Source organism: Paenibacillus litoralis, from assembly GCF_046244365.1.
Lineage (GTDB): Bacteria > Bacillota > Bacilli > Paenibacillales > NBRC-103111 > Paenibacillus_V.
Map to the genome: position 1 here is coordinate 3,619,501 of NZ_CP176395.1, position 24,019 is coordinate 3,643,519.

A 24,019-nucleotide genomic window follows, 5' to 3' on the forward strand; every position below is an offset into this window, starting at 1 on the left:
GACTATGTTTTCTCGCCCGATTCCCCAGTACACTGAAAGCGAATCATAACATGGCCCGGCTGTACGGCTGGAAGCAAAAGGGAGAGTGGATTACGATGCAGGCATTCGGCGTATACGATCTGCGTTGCGATTATAAGAAAAACCCGCTCGGTACGGACGAACGGCGTCCGCGGCTTAGTTGGAAGCTGTCTGCGGCGGCGAGGGACGTCGCGCAATCCGCTTACCGGATTCAAGTATCCAAAAAAATTACGTTCGAGGCGCCGCTGTGGGACACGGACAGAACCGCAGGTGACCGTTCCGTTCATATCGTTTATGAAGGCCCGGAACTGGAATCGCGTACCCGTTATTATTACAGGGTGAACGTATGGGACCGGGCAGGTAACGAATCGGGCTGGAGCGAGGCGGCCTATTGGGAAACGGCGCTGCTCTCGCCTAGCGAATGGACTGCGGAGTGGATTACCGCACAGATTGCCAAGGACGAGCAAGGCGATGAGCCGTGTCATTTTTTGCGCAAAGAGTTCCTTCTGCAAGGTGAAATCCGATCCGCACGCATCTATGCGACCAGCCTCGGTCTATACCGCTTGTTTCTGAACGGGAAGCCTGCGGACGACACCTTGTTCGCACCGGGGTGGACCAGCTACAACAAGCGGCTGCAGTATCAGACCTACGACGTTACGGCGCTGCTCGGCCAAGGTGAGAACGCGGTCGGCATCATGCTTGGCAACGGCTGGTACAAAGGCAATCTCGCGTGGGCGAATCAAAAGGATATTTACGGCAGCGAGAGGGCGGCGCTGCTTCAGCTTCATGTCGCATATGCGGATGGACGCGAGGAGGTTATCGTCTCGGACGGCAGTTGGACCGCTAGCAGCGGGCCGGTGCTGATGTCGGAAATTTATCATGGAGAAACGTATGATGCGCGGGAAGAGCTGGCCGGGTGGAACGAGCGCGGGTACGATGCCGGCGATTGGATGGCGGTTACGCTCCTCGTACGGGCCAAAGATACGCTGATCGCGCAGGAGAACGAGCCTTGCCGGATCGTGCAGGAGCTGCGTCCGATTGAAGTCATCAGGACGCCAAACGGCGAAACCGTGCTGGACATGGGGCAGAACATGGTCGGGTGGATGCGTTTTACGGCGGAAGAGGAAGCCGGAACGGTCATTCGGCTTATGCATGCGGAGGTGCTCGACCGGGAGGGCAACTTCTATATCGGCAATCTGAGGAGCGCGAAGCAAACCGTTTCGTATACGTGCAAAGGGACGGGCGCGGAGACGTACGAGCCGTTTTTCTCCTTCCAAGGCTTCCGTTACGTCAAGGTGGAAGGAATGCGCGACGCTGGCGATCTGTCGGACCGTTTTGTCGGCTGCGTCATTCATACCGATATGGAGCAAACCGGAACGTTCCGCTGCTCGGACGAACTGGTCAACCAGCTGCAAAGCAACATTTTTTGGGGGCAAAAAGGCAATTTTCTCGACGTTCCGACGGATTGTCCGCAGAGGGACGAACGGCTTGGCTGGACGGGAGACGCCCAAGTCTTTATCCGGACGGCCGCCTACAATATGAATGTGGTGACCTTCTTCGAAAAGTGGTTGAAGGACTTGGCGGCGGATCAGCTGCCGAACGGAGGCGTTCCCGTTGTGATTCCGCACGTGCTTGGGCCCGATAGCCACTCCTCTGCGGCATGGGCCGATGCTGCGGTCATTTGCCCGTGGACGCTGTACGAGTGTTACGGCGATACCCGTGCGCTAGAGGCACAGTACGAGAGCATGAAGGCTTGGGTCGAGTACATGCGGGCGCAAGGAGAGAACGAGTTCTTGTGGAATACCGGAAAACATTACGGCGATTGGCTGGCGCTGGACGCGAGAGGCGACAGCTGCTTCGGGGCAACGCCGCATGATCTGATAGCGACGGCGTTCTTCGCCTACTCGTCGAAGCTGCTCGCGAAGGCAGCCGATGCGCTCGGTAAACGGGAGGACGCGAGTCTGTACGAGCAAGTTTCGCGCAGCGTCGCAGAGCAATTCCGCCGCGAATTCGTGACGCCGAGCGGACGGGTTGCCGCGCCGACCCAGACGGCTTATGTGCTGGCGCTCATGTTCGATCTGCTGGAGGAGCGCGACCGGGAACGCGCGGCAGCCACGCTTGCCAAATACATTACGGATAATAAAGACCATTTGACGACGGGATTCGTCGGCACGCCGTATCTCTGTTTCGTTCTCAGCCGTTTCGGCTATACGGATTTGGCATATCGTCTTGTCCTGCAAAGGGAGTACCCGTCTTGGCTCTATTCGGTGACTAAGGGAGCGACGACGATCTGGGAGCATTGGGACGGCATCAAGCCGGACGGTACGTTCTGGAGCGATTCGATGAACTCCTACAACCATTACGCATACGGCGCCGTCGGCGACTGGCTGTACCGCGTAGCTTGCGGCATCGATACCGACGAGCGCGCGCCGGGCTACAAACGAATCCGGATCGCGCCGCAATTCGGCGAGACGCTTACGTTCGCCGAGGCTGCTTTCCAATCGGTGTACGGGGAAATCTCTGTGAAGTGGGACAAAACGGACGAAGGCATAACGACGGTCGATATCACGATCCCTGCGAATACGGATGCGGAGGTGGTGCTGCCCGGCGCGAAGCTGGACGCCGTTCTGGAAAGCGGAACGCCGCTGCCGCAAGCGGCCGGTATACGCTCATCCGAGCAGGTGGCGGGCGGCGTCCGGATGGACATCGGCTCAGGCACCTACCGTTTCTTGTATACGAATTAGCCAAACCTTATATCGGCAGCGCCAATCGTTCCCTTCCGCCCGGGCGGACAGGGGACGATTTTTTTGCTGAGCAAGCATTTCGTCATGCCGAGGCCAGGAAGGCAGGAAAGGAAAAAAACCATACTGGAACGGTTCCCGCCGGTCACAAATCGTTGCATTTTGGAGTGATTGCAATCACATAGCCGGGTACTCCGTCTTGTATATACTTGGCTCATATCGACGATTAGGAAAGCGGGGAGATCAGAATGTTAAACCAGAATACGATTCAAATCATCAAATCGACGGTGCCGGTGCTCGAGGTTCATGGAACGGCCATCACGAAACGGTTTTACGAAATGCTGTTCGCCAATCATCCGGAGCTCTTGAATATTTTTAATCATGTCAACCAGAAGCAAGGAAGGCAGCAGACGGCGCTCGCGAACGCGGTATACGCTGCGGCCTTGCATATCGACAAGCTGGAGACGATTCTCCCCGTCGTGAAGCAGATCGGTCATAAGCACCGCAGTCTCGGCATTCAAGCGGAACATTATCCGATTGTCGGACGGCATCTGCTCATGGCGATTAAGGACGTGCTTAGAGACGCCGCAACGGAAGAGATTTTGCAGGCATGGGCGGAGGCGTACGACGTTATCGCGGGGGCGTTCATCGGCGTGGAAGCGGAGATGTACGAGCAATCCGAACGGCAGGCCGGAGGCTGGTCCGGGTTTCGGGCGTTCCGCGTGGAGAGAAAGGTCGCCGAAAGCGACGTCATCAGCTCGTTCTATCTGGTTCCCGTTGACGGAAAAGCGATTGCGGCATTCGAACCCGGACAGTATGTCAGCGTGATGCTGGAAATGCCTGGCGAGTCGCATACGCATATCAGGCAGTACAGCCTTTCGGATGCCCCGGGCAAACCTTATTACCGGATAACCGTAAAACGCGAAGACGGCGCTTCGGACCGTCCTGCTGGGAAAGCTTCTAAGTACCTGCACGAGCATGTCATGGAAGGCGACGTTTTGCCTATATCGGCACCTGCCGGTGACTTTACGCTGGACCGGGACGATTCCCGTCCGGTTGTCCTGATCAGCGGCGGGGTCGGCTTGACGCCGATGGTGAGCATGCTGAACGTGCTGGCGGAGGAATATCCGGAGCGTCAAGTAACATTCATCCATGCGGCCCAGAACGGGGACGTTCACGCGATGAAGGAGCAAGTGGAGCACTTGGCCCGCAGCCATTCGCATATTCAGGCATACTGGTGCTACGAGAAGCCGACTGCAGACGACAAAGAGAGGAACGATTTTCATAAAGAAGGCTATATCGATCTGCCTTGGCTGCAAGCCATCGTTCCGTCCAAGGATGCGGTTTTCTACTTTTGCGGTCCGGTACACTTCATGATAGCGCTAAACGGCGCTCTGCGGGAATGGGGAATTCCGGCTTCAGACATTCGCTATGAGTTTTTCGGGCCTGCCGGAAGCTTGGAGCATTCCCCGGAACCGAAGCCGGTGGAAGCATAGGGGATCCCATAACGTTCAACGATCGGCTGTCTGCGCGCGCAGCAGCCGATTGACCGTTTCGCGGCGCAGTCCGATCAACTGGCCGATTTCCTCCTGAGTCAGCACATCCGTGATATCCGCAGGACCGATGTAGGCAAGGAACCACGACTGGAGTTTTCGCAGCTTCATAGCGGGAGCCATTTCGGTCAACTGATCGATACGCTGCTGCATCATACGGAGCTTCTCCTGCAGCAGAATGGCGATCGAGCGGCTCTTCTGCGGATCTTGCTCGAGCTCGAGATACCACTGCTTTGCCGGGTAGATTTCAATCTCGCATGCAACGAGTGCGACGGCCGTGCCGAAGTAAGGATTCGGGCTAATTAAGGAATGATGCGGAATGATTTCGTTCGGTAAGATAATATTGACGAGGAAGGAGCTGCCGTCTTCATGGACGCGGACGATTTTGAGAAGTCCGCTCTTTAGATGGTAAAGGGGCCCGGTTTCTCCTTGCCGAAAAAGCGTCTCCCCCTTATGCAAAATCATGGTTGCGATCCTCCCTTATCGGGTCCATCGCGCGGCAGGCGCAGCAATGGCCATTATGGACTAGGGTAATCTTTTCGAATAGGAATATCAAGAGTAGGCGCCCGGGACGGCGGATCCGATTTTTTGGATAAGGAAAGAAGGGGATCAGCGACGCTTCGCGAACTGTTATCTTGGATACGAAACCGAGGTGATGAGGTCTGATGGCGAAGCAAAAGCATTATGTCGTATGGGTAGGAAAGAAGCCGGGCATTTATACGAGCTGGACCGATTGCCAGGCACAGGTCAACAAAGTGGCGGATGCGAAGTTCAAGGCGTTCGAATCGCGGCAGGAGGCCGAGGCGGCGCTGAAAGCCGGCTGGCAGAAGTACTGGGGACAAGGCGCGAAAACAAAGCCGGCAGAACAAAAACGGGCTCCGCAAGCGGATATTGCAGAAGAAATCGACTACGACAGCATCTCCGTGGACGTCGGGACGAACGGCAATCCCGGGCCGGTCGAATTCAAGGGCGTCGATACCCGGACGGGAGAGACGATCTTCGCATACGGCCCGATTCGCAAAGGAACGAATAATCTCGGCGAGTTTCTGGCGATCGTCTATGCGCTCAAGTACTTGCAGAAGATTGGAAGCCATAAAACGGTCTATACGGACTCCGTAAATGCGATCAAATGGATCAAACAAAAGGCCGTTTCCTCAACGCTGGCGCGCGACGAGTCCACGAAAGAAATTTGGGACCTGGTCGATCGTGCCGAGGATTGGCTCAAAACCAATAAGTACGAAAACAAGATCGTCAAATGGCAAACAAAGCTATGGGGAGAAATCAAAGCCGACTACGGCAGAAAATGAAACCGCACAAAAAAGACCGGCATACGCGAGTACGGAGCGAGTGCCGGTCTTTTGGTTTTTTTTGCGGACGGTGCAATTGCTTGTTCTAATACCGCTTAACGCTGCTTACGGACATGCGCCTTCCGCAGCAAATAAACGAAATACGGCGCGCCGATGACGGCCGTCATGATGCCGACCGGCACCTCGCGCGGGATAATGATGATCCGGCCGAGGCAGTCGCCGAGCAGCATCAGATCGGCCCCGATGAGCGCGGCGAGCGGAATGAGCCATTGGTGTCTGCCGCCGACGATGCTGCGGGCAATGTGAGGCGCAATCAGGCCGATAAACCCGATGGCTCCGACGGCCGACACGGAGATGACTAAGCTTCTGAGGAGAAAATGATTCGTTGAAACCGCTTGGCCCGGCATGGGATGGCATGGGTTAAGAAAGAATTCGAGGTGTCGGATGAACAGCATAGGGAAGCGTGCAATCAAGTACAAAATAACCTTGTATCCGACATACATTTTGCAAAAGATGAAAACCAAAGAGTTGAGTTTGATCACCAACGATTTTGAAGACGTGAAAAAAGCGTCGAAGGCTAGAAACAAATAAGCTCGTGGGTAACCGGTAAAAGCGATTTTGACCGGAATAACGGACTTTAGAGTGCTTATGGCATGGTATCTTGCCCCGTTCGGAGTCATAACGGATTTCGGAGGCGTTATTTTGTCATATCCGGCTTATGTCTGCTGCTAAGCGGCCGAATAAGACCGCGAAAATCCGCTATCTCGTTTGAATCGTCCGATCGGCAGTAAATAGCGCCTCAAAAATCCGTTATTATCGGTACGGTACATACCGTATTTACTCAACGAAAGCCGCGATAGAAACCAATCCGCAATGGCATTTGTTCCGAAGCGGGTTGTGCCAAACGTAGAGATGGTCAATCAGGATTGTTTGAATGACTCGCGGAATTAAGGGAGACCGCAGAGTGTAAGCAGGGCGTGACTTTGATGCCGCAGCCCTTTTGCGATTCGTATACCTCAATTCGGCCCGTGAGAAGCCGCCTTCTCAACGCGTAGATATATAGCATTTACCTTTGACGACGCAAGGCGTTTTTTTCAATTTTTCAGAAAGTTTATCGTGGAAGTCGCTCTAAATCTCGGTAAACGCGCTTGTCCCTAAAAGGACGGCGAAGCCGTTTTTCCTTGAAGATAAAGAATTATATGGTGTTCCCCTTACTTGAATTAGAAAGTATAAATCTTTCCTGTATGGAAGCGTGCAGGGATTCCCAACTTCAAGTAAAAGATTGGATAGGGTTCCCATCATAAAGAAGCAGCAGGATGGGACTTTAATAAGGAATGAGCGGAACGTCAGTCCCTTATTTCTTGTTTCGAGCGGTAATCGACGCTTAACGGAACGAGAGTGCGTTATTTTCGGCAAAACGCCAATGCATCATTCAAAAAGAGGCGAATAGCGTACTGCCGTTCCGCTTGGCAATGAAATCGAGAGTGAATGCGGCCAATAGCACATCTGCGTTCCGTCTGGGAACAAAGGCGTAACAGGAAGCAGCAAAGGAGAGCAGAGGGAATGGGTAGGGGGGCTGCAAAGGAGCTTCGCTATGGGCCACCTTTGAAATCGTGTGATACCCGCAAAACCAATTCCAGATCACACGATTTCAAGAGCGGTTGAAAGCCCCTACCCATTCCCTCCCACACGCACAAACGTAGAGCCATGCACCAAAGGACCGTCCGTGATTTCCGGACGGTTTTTCTTGCTCCCCGAGCATTCGCTATTAATTCCGCTCATTTTGGTAAACAATTGTCATATGGCGTTCAAGAACCGCCAGTGCGATTGCAGCAGGAAGGGCTGAGGGGCATGAACGGCTTGGAAACGATTGTGACGATCGTCGTCATGAACATCGTCTATGTGTCGCTTTTTACGATCCGCATTATTCTGGTCATGAAATCGAGGAGGCTGCTGGCTTCCTTCATTAGCATGTTCGAAGTTTTCGCCTACTTGATGGGCCTGAATATCGTCTTGAGCAATATCGACAAACCGCTTAATTTGGCCGCTTATTGCATCGGCTGGGGCGGCGGGGTATGGCTGGGGATCAAGATCGAAGAATGGCTCGCGCTCGGGTATTCGACTTTGCAGATCGTGGTCGAAACCAGCTCCGGTACGCTGCCCGCCCTGCTGAGGGAGAAAGGGTTCGGCGTGACGAACTGGATGGCCGAAGGAAAGGACGGCCCGCGGCTCGTGATGGAGGTGCTGACCAAACGAAACCTGGAAAAGCATCTGCTGAAGCTGATCCAGGAAATTGCCCCGAAGGCATTCGTCATTTCCTACGAGCCGAGGGCGTTTCGCGGAGGGTTTTGGACCAAGCGGCTGAAGAACGGGAAAACTTGAACGTTTGCGAAGCGGGATTGTCGGTTCCGGCATGATTGCGAGGCGAACCGGACACGATAAATGATAGGAAGTTGCCGGGATTTTGCATAAGGGGTTGAGCGGATGATTCGATTTGAACATGTCAACAAAACGTATGAAGACGGGTTTGAAGCGCTGAAGGATATTAACCTGGAATTCGCCGAGGGAGAATTAACGGTCCTGATCGGCCCGAGCGGCTGCGGGAAATCGACCTTAATGAAGCACATTAACCGGCTGAACAACCCGACGAAGGGCAAAATATTCATTAAAGACCGCGATATATCGCAGATCGATCCGGTCGCATTAAGACGGAGCATCGGCTACGTGATCCAAAACGTCGGCTTGTTTCCCCATATGACGATAGCTCGAAACGTTGCGGTAGTCCCCAAGCTGCTGAAGTGGGACAAGGAGGTAACCGAGCGGAAGGTCGACGAGCTTCTGCACATGGTGAACCTCGATCCGGACGTTTACAGCAACCGGTATCCTTCGGAGCTGAGCGGCGGCCAGCAGCAGCGGATCGGCGTTATTCGCGCGCTAGCGGCGGAGCCCGACATTATTTTGTTCGACGAGCCCTTCAGCGCGCTGGATCCGATCAGCAGGGAGCAACTGCAGGACGAGCTGATCCGGCTGCAGCAGGAGCTGAAGAAAACGATCGTTTTCGTTACCCACGATATGGACGAAGCGATCAAGATTGCCGATACGATCGTCCTGATGAAGGGCGGAGAAATCGTGCAGAAAGGAACGCCCGAGCGCATATTGCGCTATCCGGCGAACGATTTCGTCTCCAGCTTTATCGGCAAAAAACGTCTCGAACCGGAGTCACCGGAGCTGGATCTGACAGTCGACGAAGTCATGGCGCTGCATCCCGTAACCGCTTCTCCGAACCGTGGAATGGCGGAAGCCATCATGTTCATGGAACGGCATCGCGTCGATTCGTTGATCATTGTCGGCAAAAACAGGGAGCTCCTCGGGTATGCCACCATTTTTCGCGTGCTGAACCGGTACCAGCAAGAAAATATCAGGCTTGCCGATGTGATGCAGCCCTTTGCCCATGTCGTCGAATCCGGTACGTCCATGGCGCTTGCGCTTGCCCTCATGAATGAGCACCGGCTGCCGTATGTCCCCGTCGTTCGCAACGGCCAATTTCTCGGACTGATTACGAAGGGGAGCGTCGTCCGTCACCTGGCCGAGATGTACAATCCGGAGGATAGGAGCCTGGAAGAGCTTGAAGAAGCGGAAAAGCAAAGGGAAAGCGAAGCGGCGGAAGCCGCCCCTGCTTCCGGCACCGGGAAAGAGGAGGCCCAATCATGACCGAGTGGCTGAATCAGTATTGGGCGTACATCGGAACCAAGCAGGCGGAAATCGTTTCGGCGCTATGGGAGCACATCTCGATTTCGTTCTTATCGATTTTGTTCGGGGCGGCCGTAGCGATTCCGATCGGCATCATGCTGGCGGGCAACCGCAAAGGCTGGCTGAACGGGATCGTCTTTACCGTGGCGAATGTGCTGCAGACGGTGCCCAGCTTGGCGCTGCTCGCCATTCTGATCCCTCTCCTCGGCATCGGCAGGACGCCGGCCGTCTTCGCCCTGTTTCTGTATTCGCTCATGCCGATCATGCGCAATACGTATACGGGCTTCCAGAGCGTCGATCCGAATGTGCTGGAGGCCGCCCGGGGGATGGGATACAGCCGAATCCAAAGGCTGCTGCGCATTCAGCTCCCGCTTGCTTTCCCGTATATCATGTCGGGGATACGGGTGACCACGGTTTATATCATCAGCTGGGCGACGCTGGCGACGCTTATCGGAGCGGGAGGGCTTGGCCAGCTTATTTTTTCGGGGCTCGGCGTCAACAAGAAGGAGCTGATTGTAACCGGCGCCGTGTTGGCCGTACTGCTTGCGCTGGCGGCGGATTTCCTGCTTGGGGTCGCCGAGAAACGAATCACGGCCAAAACGAGAAACGCACCGGCGGCCAATTCGGTATAAATCGCTTAACGGGGGTAGCAGCATGAAGCATTTCATACGTCTGATCGCGCTAGCGTCGCTTGCGATATCCGCTGCAGCAGCCGTAAGCGGCTGCGGAGCGGGCAATACGATCCGTATCGGTACGCAAACCTTTTCCGAGCCGAAAATTATCGCGCACATGTATAAGCGGCTGATCGAGGACCGCACGGACTTGAAGGTGAAGGTGATGCCCGATTTGGCGGCCAGCCCGGTCGTGCTGGATGCGATGAAGAATGACGATATTCAGATGGCGACGCTATATTCGGGTATGCTTTTTGATAATTATTTTCCATTCGAGCCGACAAAAGACCGCAAAAAGGTGCTCGAGCAAATCCAGACCGGCTTTGACAAGCATTTCGGACTGAAATGGTACGATTCCTTCGGCTTTGAAAACACGTACGCCTTTACGGTTCGAAAGGATTTGGCGGAGCAGCATAAGCTGGCGAGCATCTCGGATGTGAAGCCGCTGGCAGGCTCGATGAAGCTCGGCGTGGATACGACGTGGATGGTGAGGGAAAACGACGGGTATCCGGCCTTCCAAAGGGTGTACGGCATCACGTTCGGTCAAACGTTCCCGATGGAAATTGCGCTCGTCTATAATGCCGTAGCCAGCAAGAAGATGGATATCGTCCTTGCCTATTCGACGGACGCGCGGCTGAAGGAATACGATCTAACGACGCTTAAGGACGATAAGCAATTTTTCCCGCCATACGACGCTTCGCCCGTAATCCGCAAGGATGTACTTTCGAAGCATCCGGAGCTGAACGGCATCATCGGTTTGCTGACCGGAAAAATCGACGCGCAAACGATGATCGGTCTAAACTACGAGGTCGACGTCAATAAGCGGAACGAGAAGAAGGTGGCGGAGGAATACTTGAAGAAAGTCGGCCTGCTGCAATAGAAGGAGGTAGAGATTCGCATGGAGTTGTTCTTTCGCTATATCGGCGAGAATTGGAGCGATCTGCTCGTTCTGACCGGCCAGCATATCGCAATGGTGGCCATCGGCCTCGCGATGGCGCTTGTCGTCGGCATTCCGTTCGGCATTCTTGCATCTCGGAACCGAAGATCGGCTGCTGTCATTTTGACGGTCGCGAACATTATTCAAGTATTTCCGAGCTTGGCGCTCCTCGTTCTGCTGATGGTCGTTTTCGGGCTTGGCGCGACGACCGTCGTCATCGGTTTGTTTCTTTATTCCCTTCTTCCGGTCATCCGAAACACGTATGTGGGCTTGACTCAGGTGAACCCGACGATTATGGAAGCGGGACGGGGCGTCGGCATGAGTCCGCTGCAAATCATGGTGAACGTCCAGCTGCCGCTTGCGTTGCCTTTTATGTTGACGGGCATCCGCATCGCGGCGGTCATTGCCATCGGGGTCGCGACGATCGCTCCGCTCGTCGGGGGTGACGGTCTCGGACGGGAAATCTATTCGGGCATCAATATGAACAATCCGGCCCGTCTGTATGCGGGCGCAATACCGGCCGCGCTCCTCGCGCTTCTGGCCGATTTCGCATTGGAACGATTGCAGCGTTCCGTGAAAATAGGGAAATAAAAGCGGCTATTGACAGCCTGCGGATTCGGAGGTAAGATTATTTTGTGAAATTAAATTGTGTACAATCAAATAAAAGAGGTGCCCACCCTATGTCCATTCATGACTTTACCGTTCAAACGATCGCATCCGGAGACCAATCGCTTGCCGGCTATAAAGGAAAGACGCTGCTCATCGTCAACACGGCGAGCGGCTGCGGCCTAACGCCGCAGTACAAAGGACTGCAGCACTTATACGATACGCATAAGGATGAAGGCTTCGCCGTCCTCGGATTTCCGTGCAACCAGTTCATGAATCAGGAACCGGGCACGAACGAGGAAATCCAAAGCTTTTGCGAAATGAACTATCAAGTGACGTTCCCGTTGTTTGCGAAGCTCGACGTGAAAGGCGAAACGGCCCATCCGTTGTTCCGGTATTTGGTCGATCATGTGCCGGCTCCTTACCATACGGGCGATATCGAGTGGAATTTTGCCAAATTCCTCGTAGACGGAAACGGCCATGTCGTGAAGCAATATTCGCCGCGCACGCTTCCAGAGGAAATCGAAGGCGACATCGAGAAGCTGTTGGCCGGCCAAGCGCTGGCTTAACCGAAAGCGAATCGATTCATAGACGCTGCAAACGAGTACAGCCCCGTTTCCGCCGAAACGGGGATTTTGCTTTTTGGCGAAACGGACTTTGCATTCGTTTTCCTTTGTCCGAAAAGATAGGAATATTTGTCCTTTTTGTAGTAGTATACTAATGTACGAACACTTTCCGAAATAAGGGGATATTATGCTCGATTCCATTTTCGGCATTTCGATGTTTTCCTTCTTTATCGTCGCGCTGCTGACGCCTTTCTTGATATGGGGCTTGCGGACGCTGAAGCTGACCCAGCCGATTCGGGTAGAAATGTACGCCGACATTCAGGCTAAAAAAGGAACGCCGCTTATGGCGGGACTTGTCCTTTTTACGGGGATCGGAACGACGCTGACCTTCCATCCGAGCCCGCTTACGGTGTTTTTGTGCGCCGCGTTTCTGCTGTTCGGGGTTGTCGGCTTCATGGACGATTTCAAGAAAGCGGCCTACCAGGACCCGAACGGGATCTCCAGCAAAACAAAGCTGCTGCTTCAATTTCCGATTACCGGACTCCTGCTGTACGTGTTGTTCGAGGCGTTCGATCTGAACGCGAACATTTCGATCGTCGGGGATATGCAAATCGCGCTGTATCCGATCGTCTACTTCATCGTCATGACGCTGTTTATCGTGGGGACCGCCAATGCCATCAATTTTACGGACGGGCTGGACGGCTTGCTCATTAACGTCGCGATTCCGAGCTATATGTTCTTCTTCGTTATTTCCGAATCGGTCGAGGTGAAGACGTTCTCCCTCGTCATGGTCGCTTGCCTGCTCGGCTTGTTTATTTACAACATCCATCCGGCCAGAGCTTTCATGGGCGATACGGGCTCGCTTGCGATCGGCGGCTCGCTGTCGTTTCTCGCGATTATCGAGAAGGTGGAGATTTTGATTCCGATATTGTTTTCCGTTTATTTGGCGGAACAGCTGTCGGTCATGCTCCAGGTATGGTATTACAAGAAGACGAAGCTGCGCATTTTCAAAATGGCGCCGATCCATTATCACTTCATTCTGAAATACGGCTGGAGCGAAAATAAACTGGTCGTGGTTTTCGGCTTCGTATCCTGGGCATCCGCACTCATCAGCTGGCTGCTCTGGAAGTTCGTTCTCTAGCCATACATACGGCAACAAAAAAGGAGCTTCGCGATTCGAATCGCGAAGCTCCTTTTTCTTTGGAACAGTCCCATAAATGGACATGCCGCTATGTACGTTTATTCACGCGTATTACCAGCTAGGAATAATCTTGATCTCGGTAAACATTTGCGTCAGGGCCGAATAGCTCCGGTTGAACGTAAAAATACGTTTGATTTGGTGCGTGATCATGACGATCGAAGTCATCGCCTCGTTCAACGATAACTCGAATTGGGGACAATCGATCAGCAGCTGCCGCGATTCTTTCTCGATAACGGAGGAGCCGGACACAATGGTCAGCTTGTCCAATGCGACGGCTTTGTCGATCGTGTTGATGAAATATTCGGCTTCGGTGTAGCTGCATGCTTGCTTCAGCCATTGATGGACGTCGAAAATGACGACATTCGTCGTGACGAGCCGGCGTTCCATATCGTCCAATTCGTGAAAGACGGAGCGGGCTTTCAAATAGTTCGGGTCGTCCGGATTCATATACGCTTTGAGCGCGGACTCGTCCAGAAATACGGCTTGTTGAAAAGGATCGCTATGCATTTGATTCATGAATATACTCACCATCGTTCATATTGTTTTTCCTGCTGATCAGAGCATCGAGCTGAAAGAGCGGATTGCGGTCCCTCTGCTCAAGCGTTGCGCGGCCATAGTAGTCGGTCGGTTTGCCGGCGATATACTGCTCCAGGGCGTGATTGACGATCGCGTCGACGGATACGCGGTGCTGCCCGGCCATGCGGACGCACTGCTCATACATTTTCGGTTCAAGCTCGACCGCGAAATCCTCGGTCTTGTCGGTTTTGTCGGAAATCAGCTTGGTAACGGATTGCTCCCACTTTTTCCATTTCGAGCGAAGTACGGAAGCCGATGCTTTCATGGCTGCGTTCACCCTCCTTTATACCGGTTTTTGTTCATCACTAGCGCTTGTTTTTCAAAGACCGCTATTCAGAAACGGGCTTTATAAACAACGGCTAGCTGGCGACAGGGCGGGATACTAAAACCTTCGTATATCTAGGACTTTTTCAGGGGGAGTCTCGAAAAATGTCACATTTTGCGGAGGGATTTGCGGAAGACGTTACGGTTTAGCTAGATATTGGAAGCGCTTCTGCCCCCAGAAAAGGGAAGCGGACGGAGAATATGTATACGTAAGCAAGCCAGTAAACCGCTTTGGAAAGGGGAACAACGCCATGTTTAAAGGATTCGATCAGCTATTCGGCGTCGATTTGGGTACGTCCAATACACTCATATACCAGCAAGGCAAGGGGATTGTGCTGCAGGAGCCGTCCGTGGTCGCGATCAATACGGAAACCGGGAACATTGTCGCTTTCGGGGTGGAAGCGGAGGCGATGATCGGGAGAACGCCGGGCAGTCTGGAGGTCGTTCATCCGCTGAAGGACGGGGTAATCGCGAATTTTGACGTCACTTCGGCGATGCTGAAACATTTTATCGGCAAAATCCAGTCCTCGCGCCTCTTTTTTCGCGGAACCCAGGTATGCATCGCCGTGCCTTGCGGGATTACGAACGTGCAGCGCAGGGCGGTAGAAGAGACCGTCATCCACAAGGGAGCGCGAAAAGCGATGGTCATCGAGGAGCCGCTTGCTGCGGCTTGGGGGGCGGGGCTTCCCGTCAACGAGCCGACCGGAAGCATGATTCTGGATATCGGCGGCGGTACGAGCCAGGTGGCGGTCGTCTCGCTCGGCGGCATCGTCGTCAGCCATTCGGTTCGCAGGGGCGGCATGTCGATCGACCAGGATATCATCGAATACGTCAAAAAAGCGTACAGCCTCGAAATCGGCCAGCGTACCGCGGAGGACATTAAAATCAAAATCGCGTCCGCCGTCTTGCCGGAGGAGGACGTTCGTATCGACGTGAAAGGGCGCGATCTCGTAAGGGGGCTGCCGAGGAGCATTACGCTTTGCGCAGACGAAATTTTCGAGCTGCTGGACACTTTTTTTACGTCGATTACGGATTCGATCCGGATCACCCTGGAAAAATGTCCGCCGGAGCTTGCCGGCGACCTTATCGAACGGGGCATTACGCTGTGCGGCGGCGGCGCCATGATGCAAGGTCTCGGCCAGCGTTTGCAAATGGAAACGGGTGTGCCGTTCCACTTGCCGGAGCAGCCCCTGGAATGCACCGTGCTCGGCGTCGGCAAAATAATCGGCGGCAAAATAAGAACGGCTTCTTAGCAGGACATGCGGGGGACTGGACGATAATAGGCCAGGCTTCTAATAGCGAACGAAATCGACAGCTTATGGAGGAATTGCCGGCCTTCTCGTCGAAAGCTTACCGTAAACGGACGAAGCGGGAGGAATCGGCGCATGGGACACGAACATCAGCTGCAATCGAAGGCCAGCTTGGACATGCTGCACCGTGTCAGGGAAATATGCGGGCGGCTGCTGGAGGTGGAAGAAGCGATTGACGGCTTCGGCCATACCTCCTTCCGCGTGAACGGCAAAACCTTCGTCATGCTGGGCGAAAACGAGCAAGGCGTCGCTTCGATGTCGATCAAGACGGCAAAGACGACGCAGGAATTTTTGCTGCTGCAGGAAGGGAAGTTTTTCAAGACGCCCTATATCGGGCAGCATGGCTGGGTATCGATACGCAACGCCGAGCCTGGCGACTGGGGCGAGCTTGAAAGCCTCGTCCGCGAAGGATATGGCCGCAGCGCACCTAAGCGGCTATTGAGCAAACAGAATTTGGGATAACACGCATGCGAATCAAGCATCGGACGAACTGCCGTTCCGGTGCTTTTTGCATTGCGGCAAGCTAGTCTTCAAGGGAAGCATGGACTGCCGGTACGCTTTTGGCGACAAGCTCGTGGTCGTCTTGAACACGACAATATTACCGGATGACGGAACTGCAGGCGGCCCTGCTGCTTGCGCAAATGACGCGGCTGGAGGAGCAGATGCGGGCAAGGGAACGGAGTGCGGCGCTACTCGATGAGCTGCTGGGGGAAATAGTCGGCATTATGCCGCCGGCCCGAGATGACCGCGTTACGCGGCATGCCCATCATCTCTATATGTTCCGAATCGATCCTGCGCGGACGGGGCGCATCGGGAAAGCCGATTTTATCCTTAAGCTGCAGGTGGAAGGCATTCCCGTCAATGCCGGGTATTTCTCGCTAAACCGCAATGAAGCGATTATCGAAGGCGTGCGGGAGCTGACGGGGGCGGAGCGGATTGACTCCTGTCCGGTAAGCGAGCGGGTGAGCGAGAAGGAAGTCGTTTGGCTGGGGCAGCATGTGCTGCTATCCGGCGAAAAAGCCAAACTATTGTCCTCCCAATTCCAGCCTAAAATTGTTGTAGGTTTTACAATATTTTGGAGCTAAGTGGGGGCTCGTCAATGAAATGTTGTAAATTTTGCAGCATATCTGCCGAATATAGGGCGGTTTGAGCCCATTTTGCTCGAAATGCTGCATTTTTTACAACATTGTGCTCTTTGGGGCAATGAATATCGGTAGAATGCTGCATTTCATACAACATTTCAATCTAAAAGTGTGTGCGGCAATGCCCATCTCCTGCTGCTACCGGCACTTAATAACGACCAAGGCCAACTGAATTTCGCCGGTTGTCCCTATGATACGAACAGGGGTATTCCGATAGCGTTTTTTTGCCGCTTTCGGAATACCCCTGAGTTCGTCATTCGAAATTCATTCGCACATGCTTCGCCATCCATAAACAGGTGTCCCACAGGTCGGCGACAGGCTGATTCGTGAACGGCAGCGTATGCATGTAGCCGGGAGGGCCGAACTCGGGCGTCACCGTCGTATAGGCGAAGCCGCTGCGTTCGCGGAGCCGGACGATTTGACGCCACCATGCCATATGCGCTTCGAGCTCGCGCGCGTATTCGGGAGCCGCCGGATGCGGTACCTGCGGACCTTCCGCATAGCCGACCCTGGCGTGAACGTGCAGCGTCCGCTCGAATGCCAGTTGCAGCGCATCGGTCTGATCCTCCAGCAGCGATTCACACACGCAGCACCAGTGGCTGAAGTCGGCCGTAATTTTCAGCTCAGGCAGGTCGCGCAGCAGCTGAGCCGTCGACCAAGGCGTAAACATGGCGCGGCGGCGGTGGGTTTCATGCCCGACCGGGACGCCTGCGGAGCGCTCGGCCTCCAGCGCTTGCCGGAAAAATTGCAATTGTTCCTCATACGGCATGCAGTCGCGCGCGCTATGCGAGATGACGAGCAGGGGCTTTATCGCAGCCGCCCGTTCCAGTCCGAGCGCGAACGTTTCGCCATGATTGCCGGAAGTGGAAATAAGCGCGATATACTCGAGCTTGTATTCGTCCAGGAGCTCCTTGAATTCGCCGACGTGCTCGGGTGCGGGAACGCCTGACTCGACGCCTGCATAGCCTGCTTCGGCAATTAACGCGAAGCTCTCGCGGTAGGAGAGCTCCTCCATACCCCATAATGATTTAAACAGCTTGACTATCATGATTTCGTCCGCTCCCTCCGGTGATCCCGATGTTATCGTTTCGGTATTATTTGCTCCTAAGCCAGGGTGGCAGGAGGCCACTTCGGCTATGCTTTCTCCATCACGGCTTCGGAACGAACGGTGCTTCGGCGCACAAGCTTCCTGCGTGCCAGCACCGCCGGCGAGACCGGACTAACATGCCATTCGTCGACCGTCCGTTTCCTCAGGCTTGTCCATGACAATCCTTGAAATTGCCATATCGTATTCCTCCTTATAGGGTACGGAACGGTTTGATAAGTTCATCGTAGCACTTTAAATGAAGTGACGCCATTTCGTCAGGTCTTGAAAAATTGCATATTTGTAGTCACAATAGATCAATAGGTTTCAATGTGCGCATAGGGGCTGATCGAATGGAAAGCATGTTTGCGCTGCCGAATCTGTACAGCGCCATCCGGATACCGGGGATGGAGTATGCCCGCAGAGAAGCGGGGTGGTCGTACCCGAATCACCGGCATCCTTATTTCGAGTTTCTCTGCTGCATCGAAGGCGAAATCAAACAGTGGGTGAACGGACAGCCGATTGTGCTGAATCCGGGAGATGCGGTCATGATCCAATCGGATGTTTATCATCGAACGGAAACGTCGGTCGACTGCCGTTATTTCGATTTTCATTTCGAGGTGGAGATTGACGAAATCGATTTGATTTTTCAACTGGCGGAAGAGCCGGTCATTCGCGTGAATGAGCACGCGCATGTATATCGCTGGGTGAAGCAGTTCTTGACCCGGTTCGGCGAAAGACTGGGAACTATGGGAGCGGATGAACCTGCAGCGAAGAAGGCTGACGACTTGAAAAAGTCGCTGGACCGGTCCGTCCTGCTGCTGAACATTCACTCGAGCTTGCTGGAGGGAGTTGGCTTGTTGACTGCATTTCTGTTGAATGCGGGGAGGAGCGGGCTGCTTTCATCCAAAGCGAAGCCGTCGCAGATCAGACTTGCACGGGAAGCGGCTTGTTTGATCGAAGAGCGAGAGGACGAACGTGTCAGCATTGCGGAGCTGGCGAGGCAATTAAACGTTCACCGGACGCATTTGCATCAATGCTTTAAGACGGTTTACGGCGTCTCGCCCTCCGATTACGCCCAGCAGAAGCGGTTACGCGAAGCGAAGCACATGCTGCAGACGACAAGCTGGAGTATCGAAGAGATCGGCCATCGTCTCCGTTTCTCGTCGACTGCCCATTTTAGCCGGATGTTCCGCTCTATGGCGGGGATATCCCCTTTGCAGTTCCGAAATCACGAGAAGGGGAGAGATGTTTGATAAAATTAATTTATATATTTGATATAAAAATCGATGTTTTGTTTATCGAAAAACCTTGTTATGATAATCCCATCAAGATACAAGAGCATTCATGAGGAGGCGGTCGGGTTGAAAGCCAAGGTTACGGGATTGGAAGGAATCGTTGCGGCGGACACGGAGATCGGATATGTGAACGGAGCCGAAGGCAAGCTGGTGTACCGGGGCTACCGGGCGAAGGATTTGGCGGTTCGTTGTTCGTTCGAGGAAGCGGCGCATTTGCTATGGTACGGCGAGCTGCCGGACGAATCCGCCCTGCAGAAGCTTAAAAAGCAGCTTGAAGGGCATAGAAGACTGACGCCGGAGCTTAAAGGGCTGCTGGACGCGATGCCGAAGGAAACGCCGATCATGAACGTCCTGATGGCTGCCGTCGCTTCTCTTTCCGAAAGCGGTTCGGCTTGGCCGCCGACGGCCGAACAGGCGATTCGCTTGACGGCGCTGCTGCCTGTCGTTATTGCTTACCGTTACCGCCAGGAGAATGGGTTGCCTTGGCTGGAGCCGGACGGCGAAAGCGGGCATGTGGACTACTATTTGAGACTTTTGTTCGGGCGCAGGCCTTCCGAGGCCCATGTCCGGGCGATGAACGCTTACATGATTTTGGCGATGGAGCACGGCTTGAACGCTTCCACATTCGCGGCGCGCGTCGTTTCCTCGACGGAATCGGACCTGTATTCAGCGGTGAGCGCAGCGATCGGAGCCATGAAAGGTCCGCTCCACGGAGGCGCGCCATCCGGCGTAATCAAGCTGCTGGAGGATATCGGCGAAAAGGAGCGGGCGGAATCGCATATGCGTGAGGTACTGGAGAAAGGGGAGCGGCTGATGGGCTTCGGCCACCGGATTTACAAAGCGCTGGATCCGAGGGCCGAAGCGCTCAGAGACGTAACGGCGGCGCTATCCGGAGGCGATCCGTGGCTTGACCTCGCCCGGCATGCCGAGCAGACGGCTGTCCGTCTGCTGGCCGAATACAAGCCGGAACGCAAGCTGCATACGAATGTCGAGTTTTATGCAGCGGCCGTTATGCGTGCGGTCGAAATGCCGCCGCAGCTGTTTACGCCGACATTCACGGCGGCGCGCGTAGTAGGATGGACTGCTCATGTGCTGGAGCAATCGCGCGTCAACCGGATATTCCGCCCGCAGTCGGTCTATGTGGGGCCGATGCCGGACGAAGAAGGACTCACACGCAACCGATAGGATGCCAGAGAATGCCCATTTCTTGTTGTGTCCGCTCGTTGGCAGTCAAGAAATGAGAATACGCAAACCGCCGCAGCAGGTAAGCTGCCGGCGGTTTTTTTGCGTTCGCATAGGTTCGCGCTCACCCTTATCCGCATTTATTGCCAAACGATAAACAGTCGGCACAAGGATTGGTCATTGAGCCAGCGTCCGCGTTTCGGTAGGATTCGGTTATGCGATGTTGGCATGACAAACGGATAAGGGGGGGAGCAAGTTGCCGCAAACGCATATTCAGAAAAAAAGACGGCAAACGCATGTACAAGCGGCCGTCGCTTCGGGAGGGGTGCAGACGCCGGGAGTACGCGAACAATATTTGCCGCAAGGCTGGGCCGCAGCGATCAAACGCGATAAATACTTATATTTGCTCGCGTTGCCGGGGCTGCTGTTTTTTCTTGTTTTCAAATACGCCCCGCTCTGGGGACTTGCGATCGCTTTTCAGGACTATTCGCCTTTTATGGGGTTCTGGCACAGCGATTGGGTCGGCCTCAAATATTTTCACGAATTCTTCACTAGCCCGGACTTCTTCCTGTTGTTCCGCAATACGATGGCGATCAGTCTGCTGAACATTTTGTTTTTCTTTCCGCTGCCGATCGTGTTGGCGCTGCTGCTTAACGAAGCGAGGAACTTGCTTTACAAGAAAATCGTGCAGACGATCGTATATTTGCCTCACTTCTTATCGTGGGTCGTTATCGTCGGGATCTGTTTCCTTATTTTCAGTCAAGGAAGCGGCATCATTAACAACATAATAACCCAAGCGGGCGGCAAGCCTGTCGCGTTCCTGACAGAGCCGAACATGTTTTGGCTCATGTTGACAGCGCAGGTCGTGGGAAGGAAGCGGGCTGGGGTACGATCATCTTCCTGGCTGCGCTGGCCGGCATCAATCAGGAGCTGTATGAGGCAGCACGTGTGGATGGCGCTAACCGCTGGAAGCAAATGGTGAATATTACGCTGCCGGGTATCCGAAGCACGATCGTCGTTCTTCTTATATTGCGGCTCGGTCAAGTGATGGACGTCGGCTTTGAGCACGCGGGACGTTCGCGCTGCAGCTGCTGCAGGGACATTTTATGCACTACTCTGACGAGCAGCTTGCCCTTATGCTGCGCCGCTACGATCTGCCCGATCAAGGCGAACATACCGTGCTTGTCGTCGCGTACGACAAGACCGGGAGAGGGGGCAGCTTTGACGAGGCGGACAACGAATTGATCGTTTTCGCCATCCGTAACGTCGCCCAGCATATGCTAGAAGAGAAGAATAAGGCAGGAATCGTCATAGATTTGCTCAATGATCAAGTGGCCCTATGGCTTTGGTGCGATTCTCCGGAAAGCGAAGACAGGGAACATGAAGTAAAAATGTTTGCGGAATCGCTGCGAACTACTGTTGCGGGTTATTTGAAGCTGACCGTGACGATCGGGATGAGTGACGGTACCGATGTGATCGCAGAGCTGCCGGAACAGTTCAGGCAGGCATCGGTAGCTGTTCGTTCCCGAATCATTGTCGGCGGCAATCAGGTCGTGAGCCCTACGAGCGGCATGATGAATTCCGACTTTCCGTTCCGCTACCCGTTAGAGATCGAAACGCATTTCGAGCAGTCGCTACAGGTTGGTGACGGGGAGGAAGCGGAGCGGATGCTGGGCGAGTTTTCAAATATCATGCGAGGAGCGCTGGCGAAACCGGAGCTTGTTACGATGTCCTATAACCAGCTTGTGACCAGCGCGATTCGGTCGGCTTATATGCTCGGCATGCAGGAGGAAAGGCTGTTTGGCGAAAACCGGACCGATCCGTATGCCGAATTGCGAAAATACCATACGCTTCCGGAACTGAACGAATGGGTTAGGATCAGCTTGGTTTGGCCGATCGTCGGCTTCGTTCATGGCAAGCGCAATCAGGAGAACGAACGGCTGATCGGCAAGGTGGTTGCTTTCATCGAAACGAATTACCAGTACGATTTGTCGCTTGACCAATGCGCGGAGATTTGCGGCCTGAGCCCGCACTATTTGAGCAAAATGTTCAAGAAAACGATGGACGTGTCGTTTATTGAGTTTTTGACCTCGCATAGGCTGGAGCGGGCCAAGGGCTTGCTGCGTGAGACGGAGCTGTCCATAACGGACATTTCGGAGAAGGTCGGCTATCAGCCGAAAAATTTTATTCGCGTGTTCAAAAAGCATACCGGCCTGACGCCGGGACAGTTCCGGGATTCGATTGCGGACTCATAGTGAAGCTGGAGCCCCTTGTACTAAAGCGCCCAGCCTCATTCTCCGGCTAGTTCGCGCAGCATGGCCGAACTGAGCGTCACCGGCTCCCGGCCGATCTTGTCCAAGCTGAAGCCGTCGATAAGATCGGCTGCCTGCAGAGGCTCCGGCCGGCCGATCAGCCCGCTGAGGTAAGCGAGCCAGCCGATGATCTGCTCGGGAGCCGTTCCCGCAATGCGCATGCCGGCCACCGCCACCGCCTGATGCCGCTTGGAGAGCCGCTGCTCGTCCGGCGCATAGAGCAGCGGTACATGCGCGAAGCGGGGCGGCTTGTGCCCGAGCGCTTCGTAAAGCAGCAGCTGCCTCGGCGTCGAGTCGAGCAGGTCCCAGCCGCGAAGCACGTCGGTTATGCCCATGGCGATGTCGTCGATGACGACGGCCAGTTGATAACCGACGATACCGTCGGCTCGCTTCACGACGAAGTCGCCGCCCGCGCCGGCTTCGTACTGCATGCCGCCGGCGACGATGTCCTCGAAGCGGATGGGCTTCTCCGGGAGCGCAAAACGGAAAGAAGGCGCCTTAAGCGCCTTTTTGGCGTTGCGTTCGCTCTCGGCAAGCAGGCGGCAGGTTCCGGGGTAAACGGGACCCTCCGATTCGAGGCCGTGCGGCGCGCTTGCGATCGCCTGCAGCTCGGAGCGGCTGCAATAGCAAGCATACAAATCGCCTTGCTCAAGCAAACGGGCCATCGCATGCTCATACCGTTCGGCGCGCTCGCTTTGAGTGTACGGTCCATAAGGGCCGCTTGTATCCGGGCCTTCATCCCAGTTCAGCCCGAGCCAGCGCAGGTCCTCCATAATTTGTTCGGCGTATGCCGGACGCGAGCGAGGCGCATCGATGTCTTCCATGCGCAGGACGAACTGCCCGCCGGCATGCCTGATTTGCAGCCAGGCGAGCAGGGCGGTGCGAGCGTTGCCGATATGAAGCTGGCCGGAAGGGGTCGGGGCGAATCGCCCGCGAACGACGGAGTTAGTCATGGCATTCAACCTCTTTCGAGAAATGATGCATGAGTTTATCGGTATACGTACGGAAAAACGAGCAGGGACGGCGTCCCTGCTCGATGTTGGCGTTATAGGTCTTCGTAAAGAAAATGGCGGAGCTGACGGGATTCGAACCCGCGGTCTCCTGCGTGACAGGCAGGCATGTTAGGCCTCTACACCACAGCTCCACATATTGTGCTTACTTCGTAAGCAAGGCGTCCAAGCAGTCTCTCGTGGACACAAGTGATATATTAGCACGTATTGGATTGTTGCGCAACTGTTATTTGAAAAAAGCTTCGATTCTTGGTGCATAGCGAACTAACGATTGACAACAAAAAAACGGTTCCACTATTATTAGGTTGAACCAAGTTCAGTATATTGATCGTTTTGCGTTGTAGTCATAAATTGCATTCGGCTTCCTTATATATTGGTAGCGTTTACAGTTTCTGCCGCTTGGAATCTGGTACAAGAGAGAGGGGGATACG

Annotated in this window: 23 protein-coding genes, 1 tRNA gene and 2 pseudogenes; 19 read left to right on the top strand and 7 right to left on the bottom strand. The window is 54.5% G+C overall.

Annotation, left to right across the window (positions count from 1 at the left end):
* The first annotated feature begins 50 nt into the window (after window positions 1-50).
* Window positions 51-2,762 (top strand): family 78 glycoside hydrolase catalytic domain, encoded by a 2,712-nt coding sequence (locus ACKGJP_RS14480; protein WP_409346332.1) that lies wholly within the window; start codon window positions 51-53, stop codon window positions 2,760-2,762.
* A 245-nt stretch (window positions 2,763-3,007) separates the two neighbouring features.
* Window positions 3,008-4,255, top strand: a complete 1,248-nt coding sequence (hmpA, locus tag ACKGJP_RS14485; RefSeq protein WP_409346333.1) for an NO-inducible flavohemoprotein — start codon at window positions 3,008-3,010, stop codon at window positions 4,253-4,255.
* Window positions 4,256-4,270: 15 nt separating this feature from the next.
* On the opposite strand, the gene ACKGJP_RS14490 is transcribed toward hmpA, so the two are convergent.
* Window positions 4,271-4,777: a Crp/Fnr family transcriptional regulator gene (locus ACKGJP_RS14490; protein ID WP_409346334.1), complete on the bottom strand. Its 507-nt coding sequence runs from the start codon at window positions 4,775-4,777 to the stop codon at window positions 4,271-4,273.
* A 200-nt stretch (window positions 4,778-4,977) separates the two neighbouring features.
* Between ACKGJP_RS14490 and rnhA the strand changes: the two genes are divergently transcribed.
* Entirely contained in the window at window positions 4,978-5,619 is a 642-nt protein-coding gene (rnhA, locus tag ACKGJP_RS14495; protein WP_409346335.1) for a ribonuclease H, read from the top strand.
* Window positions 5,620-5,714: 95 nt separating this feature from the next.
* Here the strand turns inward: rnhA and ACKGJP_RS14500 are convergent.
* A pseudogene (locus ACKGJP_RS14500) lies at window positions 5,715-5,975 on the bottom strand (iron chelate uptake ABC transporter family permease subunit); the annotation flags it as partial.
* A 1,495-nt stretch (window positions 5,976-7,470) separates the two neighbouring features.
* Here ACKGJP_RS14500 and ACKGJP_RS14505 point away from each other — a divergent pair.
* The 7 genes from ACKGJP_RS14505 to ACKGJP_RS14535 all read left to right on the top strand — a co-directional run bounded on the left by ACKGJP_RS14505 (window position 7,471) and on the right by ACKGJP_RS14535 (window position 13,290).
* A complete protein-coding gene (locus ACKGJP_RS14505) occupies window positions 7,471-8,001 on the top strand; it encodes a DUF2179 domain-containing protein (protein ID WP_409346336.1) in 531 nt (176 codons plus the stop codon).
* 102 nt (window positions 8,002-8,103) lie between these two features.
* On the top strand, window positions 8,104-9,330 hold the full coding sequence (locus ACKGJP_RS14510) for a betaine/proline/choline family ABC transporter ATP-binding protein (RefSeq protein ID WP_409346337.1): 1,227 nt from the start codon (window positions 8,104-8,106) through the stop codon (window positions 9,328-9,330).
* Window positions 9,327-10,001 carry an ABC transporter permease gene (locus tag ACKGJP_RS14515; RefSeq protein ID WP_409346338.1) on the top strand — a complete coding sequence of 225 codons (675 nt, stop codon included), beginning with the start codon at window positions 9,327-9,329 and terminating at the stop codon, window positions 9,999-10,001. Before ACKGJP_RS14510 ends, ACKGJP_RS14515 begins: the two co-directional genes overlap by 4 nt.
* A 22-nt stretch (window positions 10,002-10,023) precedes the next feature.
* Window positions 10,024-10,920, top strand: coding sequence for a glycine betaine ABC transporter substrate-binding protein (locus tag ACKGJP_RS14520; RefSeq protein WP_409346339.1), 897 nt, complete (start codon window positions 10,024-10,026; stop codon window positions 10,918-10,920).
* A gap of 18 nt (window positions 10,921-10,938) precedes the next feature.
* Complete coding sequence (locus ACKGJP_RS14525; protein WP_409346340.1) at window positions 10,939-11,568, top strand: ABC transporter permease; 630 nt, start codon at window positions 10,939-10,941, stop codon at window positions 11,566-11,568.
* 89 nt (window positions 11,569-11,657) lie between these two features.
* Window positions 11,658-12,152, top strand: a complete 495-nt coding sequence (locus tag ACKGJP_RS14530; protein WP_409346341.1) for a glutathione peroxidase — start codon at window positions 11,658-11,660, stop codon at window positions 12,150-12,152.
* A 184-nt stretch (window positions 12,153-12,336) separates the two neighbouring features.
* Entirely contained in the window at window positions 12,337-13,290 is a 954-nt protein-coding gene (locus ACKGJP_RS14535) for a phospho-N-acetylmuramoyl-pentapeptide-transferase (RefSeq protein ID WP_409346342.1), read from the top strand.
* Between the two features lie 111 nt (window positions 13,291-13,401).
* Here the strand turns inward: ACKGJP_RS14535 and ACKGJP_RS14540 are convergent, their stop codons facing one another.
* Both ACKGJP_RS14540 and ACKGJP_RS14545 read right to left on the bottom strand, forming a co-directional pair.
* The gene (locus ACKGJP_RS14540; protein ID WP_409346343.1) at window positions 13,402-13,866 is read right to left on the bottom strand and encodes a hypothetical protein; all 465 of its coding nucleotides are present in this window, start codon (window positions 13,864-13,866) and stop codon (window positions 13,402-13,404) included.
* The gene (locus ACKGJP_RS14545; RefSeq protein WP_409346344.1) at window positions 13,850-14,191 is read right to left on the bottom strand and encodes a hypothetical protein; all 342 of its coding nucleotides are present in this window, start codon (window positions 14,189-14,191) and stop codon (window positions 13,850-13,852) included. The genes ACKGJP_RS14540 and ACKGJP_RS14545 overlap by 17 nt, the downstream gene beginning before the upstream one ends.
* Window positions 14,192-14,501: 310 nt before the next feature.
* Here ACKGJP_RS14545 and ACKGJP_RS14550 point away from each other — a divergent pair, with 310 nt between their 5' ends.
* The 3 genes from ACKGJP_RS14550 to ACKGJP_RS14560 all read left to right on the top strand — a co-directional run bounded on the left by ACKGJP_RS14550 (window position 14,502) and on the right by ACKGJP_RS14560 (window position 16,645).
* Window positions 14,502-15,503 (top strand): rod shape-determining protein, encoded by a 1,002-nt coding sequence (locus ACKGJP_RS14550; protein WP_409346345.1) that lies wholly within the window; start codon window positions 14,502-14,504, stop codon window positions 15,501-15,503.
* Window positions 15,504-15,635: 132 nt separating this feature from the next.
* Window positions 15,636-16,022, top strand: a complete 387-nt coding sequence (locus tag ACKGJP_RS14555; RefSeq protein ID WP_409346346.1) for an MmcQ/YjbR family DNA-binding protein — start codon at window positions 15,636-15,638, stop codon at window positions 16,020-16,022.
* Window positions 16,023-16,165: 143 nt separating this feature from the next.
* On the top strand, window positions 16,166-16,645 hold the full coding sequence (locus tag ACKGJP_RS14560; protein ID WP_409346347.1) for a DegT/DnrJ/EryC1/StrS family aminotransferase: 480 nt from the start codon (window positions 16,166-16,168) through the stop codon (window positions 16,643-16,645).
* 310 nt (window positions 16,646-16,955) lie between these two features.
* On the opposite strand, the gene ACKGJP_RS14565 is transcribed toward ACKGJP_RS14560, so the two are convergent.
* Window positions 16,956-17,750 carry a sugar phosphate isomerase/epimerase family protein gene (locus ACKGJP_RS14565; protein ID WP_409346348.1) on the bottom strand — a complete coding sequence of 265 codons (795 nt, stop codon included), beginning with the start codon at window positions 17,748-17,750 and terminating at the stop codon, window positions 16,956-16,958.
* Window positions 17,751-18,139: 389 nt separating this feature from the next.
* Here ACKGJP_RS14565 and ACKGJP_RS14570 point away from each other — a divergent pair, with 389 nt between their 5' ends.
* From ACKGJP_RS14570 to ACKGJP_RS14595, 6 genes and pseudogenes are all read left to right on the top strand, one after another.
* The gene (locus ACKGJP_RS14570; RefSeq protein WP_409346349.1) at window positions 18,140-19,042 is read left to right on the top strand and encodes an AraC family transcriptional regulator; all 903 of its coding nucleotides are present in this window, start codon (window positions 18,140-18,142) and stop codon (window positions 19,040-19,042) included.
* A gap of 108 nt (window positions 19,043-19,150) precedes the next feature.
* Window positions 19,151-20,269: a citrate synthase gene (locus tag ACKGJP_RS14575; protein WP_409346350.1), complete on the top strand. Its 1,119-nt coding sequence runs from the start codon at window positions 19,151-19,153 to the stop codon at window positions 20,267-20,269.
* A 253-nt stretch (window positions 20,270-20,522) separates the two neighbouring features.
* Entirely contained in the window at window positions 20,523-21,248 is a 726-nt protein-coding gene (locus ACKGJP_RS14580; RefSeq protein ID WP_409346351.1) for a hypothetical protein, read from the top strand.
* On the top strand, window positions 21,197-21,511 hold the full coding sequence (locus ACKGJP_RS14585; RefSeq protein WP_409347163.1) for an ABC transporter permease subunit: 315 nt from the start codon (window positions 21,197-21,199) through the stop codon (window positions 21,509-21,511). Before ACKGJP_RS14580 ends, ACKGJP_RS14585 begins: the two co-directional genes overlap by 52 nt.
* Window positions 21,394-21,777: pseudogene (locus ACKGJP_RS14590) on the top strand (hypothetical protein); the annotation flags it as partial. The gene ACKGJP_RS14585 and the pseudogene ACKGJP_RS14590, both read left to right, overlap by 118 nt.
* Window positions 21,778-22,047: 270 nt before the next feature.
* The gene (locus ACKGJP_RS14595) at window positions 22,048-22,521 is read left to right on the top strand and encodes a helix-turn-helix transcriptional regulator (protein ID WP_409347164.1); all 474 of its coding nucleotides are present in this window, start codon (window positions 22,048-22,050) and stop codon (window positions 22,519-22,521) included.
* Window positions 22,522-22,556: 35 nt separating this feature from the next.
* Here the strand turns inward: ACKGJP_RS14595 and gluQRS are convergent, their stop codons facing one another.
* Together gluQRS and ACKGJP_RS14605 are read right to left on the bottom strand one after the other, a co-directional pair.
* Window positions 22,557-23,531, bottom strand: a complete 975-nt coding sequence (gene gluQRS / locus ACKGJP_RS14600) for a tRNA glutamyl-Q(34) synthetase GluQRS (RefSeq protein WP_409346352.1) — start codon at window positions 23,529-23,531, stop codon at window positions 22,557-22,559.
* A gap of 114 nt (window positions 23,532-23,645) precedes the next feature.
* Window positions 23,646-23,722, bottom strand: a tRNA-Asp gene (locus ACKGJP_RS14605).
* Window positions 23,723-24,019: the final 297 nt, after the last annotated feature.